Genomic DNA, 2,123 nt, shown 5'->3' on the forward strand with positions numbered 1-2,123 from the left:
CGGCGGCGGACTTTCGCCTGCCGAGGCTCGGGTATTGCAGCAGGAGATGGCCGCCATCGGGGCGGTCAACCCGATCGGCGGCATGGGCGTGGGCATGTTCGGCCCGACCCTGCTGGAATACGGCACCGAAGAGCAGAAGAAGAAGTGGATCCCGGACATCGTCACCGCCAAGGTCCGCTGGTGCCAGGGCTTCAGCGAGCCGGGCGCCGGATCGGACCTGGCCAGTCTTCAGACCCGCGCCGAAGACAAGGGCGACCACTTCTTAGTCAATGGATCCAAGATTTGGACGAGCGGCGCCCAGTACGCCGATATGATCTTCTGCCTGGTCCGCACCGATACGACCAAGAAGCACGAAGGCATTTCTTTCGTGGTCTTCGAGATGCACCAGCCGGGCGTTGAGGTTAGACCCATTCTGCTTATAGCAGGGAACTCGCCGTTCTGCGAAACCTTCATCACCGATGTGAAGGTGCCCAAGGAAAACCTGATCGGCCCGCTGAACGGCGGCTGGAGCGTGGCCAAGCGGCTGCTGCAGCACGAGCGCTCGGGCATGAACGGCTCGCGCGGCGCCAGCGTGAAGCCCGACGCGCTGGGCGTGATCGCCAAGAAGTATGTCGGCGAGGACGAGCAGGGCCGGCTGGCGGACTCCGACCTGCGCACCCGCATCGTCATGAACGAGATCGACCAGAAGGCCCTGCAGCAGACGGTTCGCCGCGCGGCGCTGGAGGCCAAGGGCAATTCCGGGCCCTCGGCGGCCACCTCGATCATGAAGAACGCCAATATGAAGATCGCCCAGGACCGGGCCGAGCTGACCCTGGAGTTCATGGGCCACCAAGGGCTCGGCTGGGACGGCGAGGGCTTCAGCGACGAGGAGCGGACCGCGGTGCGCGCCTGGCTCTCCGGCAAGGCCGGCTCGATCTATGGCGGCTCCAACGAAGTGCAGAACAACATCATCTCCAAGCGGATCCTGGGACTCCCGGACCTGACCCAGAGCCACTAGGGTGATGCGCGTATCGAGTGAGCCTTCTGCGTCCTTCTCCCCCTGTGGGAGAAGGTGGCCCCGCGAGAGCGGGGTCGGATGAGGGGTCTCTCAGAACTATCCGGCTGGGCCGGCGCGGGACTCGCGGAGAGGGCTTTCGACCCCTCATCCGTCGGGCTCTCGCCCGACACCTTCTCCCGCAAGGGGAGAAGGACCGTCACCCAGACACCAGAGTTTCGAACGGCAGATTTTCAAGGAGACTTTTTAGATGGCTGATTTTGGCGGCGATCTCGACACCTTCCGGGCGGAAGCCCGCGAGTGGATCGAGGCGAACTTCCCGGCGTCCCTCAAGGGGCGGCCGAACCCGATGATGCGCGAGGAGCGCTCCAAGCCCAGCGAGGACCAGGAAGCCTGGCGCAAGGCGATGGGGTCGAAGGGGTGGGGCGTGCCCACCTGGCCGGCGGCCTATGGCGGCGGCGGACTTTCCCCGGCCGAGGGCCGGGTCATCCAGCAGGAGCTGGGCCGGGCCGGGGCCTATAACCCCATCGGCGGCATGGGCGTGATGATGTTCGGCCCGACGCTGCTGGAGTACGGCACCGAGGACCAGAAGAAGGAGCACATCCCGCCGATCGTCCGGGGCGACCTGCAATGGTGCCAGGGCTTCAGCGAGCCGGGCGCCGGGTCCGACCTGGCCAGTCTTCAGTGCAAGGCCGAAGACAAGGGCGACCACTTCGTCATCAACGGACAAAAAATCTGGACATCAGGCGCACAATTCGCCGACTGGTGTTTCTGTCTCGTGCGGACGGATACTTCGAAGAAACACGAAGGTATCTCGTTCGTCCTGTTCACGATGCACCAGCCGGGCGTCGAAGTCCGCCCGATTCCCCTGATCGCCGGCAACTCTCCTTTCTGCGAGACCTTCTTCACCGACGCCACCGCCGACAAGAAGAACCTGGTCGGCCCGCTGAACGGCGGCTGGACCATCGCCAAGCGGCTCTTGCAGCATGAGCGCTCGGGCCTCTCCGGCGCGGGCGGCAGCGGCGGGTTCGGCATGGCGGCCAAGCCGCTGCCGAAGCTGGCCAAGGACTATGTGGGCACGGACGAGAAGGGCCGCATCAGCGACAGCGACCTGCGCACCCGCATCATC

At 65.3% G+C, this 2,123-nt stretch carries 2 protein-coding genes; both read left to right on the forward strand.

What is annotated here, in order from left to right; genetic code table 11:
* Nucleotides 1-997 (forward strand): acyl-CoA dehydrogenase family protein (locus tag V6M52_RS13330; RefSeq protein ID WP_332701370.1); only part of this gene is annotated, 997 nt, incomplete at its 5' end.
* Between the two features lie 247 nt (nucleotides 998-1,244).
* The coding region (locus V6M52_RS13335; RefSeq protein ID WP_332701371.1) for an acyl-CoA dehydrogenase family protein at nucleotides 1,245-2,123 on the forward strand (879 nt) is incomplete at its 3' end.

The organism is Devosia sp. (assembly GCF_036676215.1).
Taxonomy (GTDB): Bacteria; Pseudomonadota; Alphaproteobacteria; order Rhizobiales; family Devosiaceae; genus Devosia.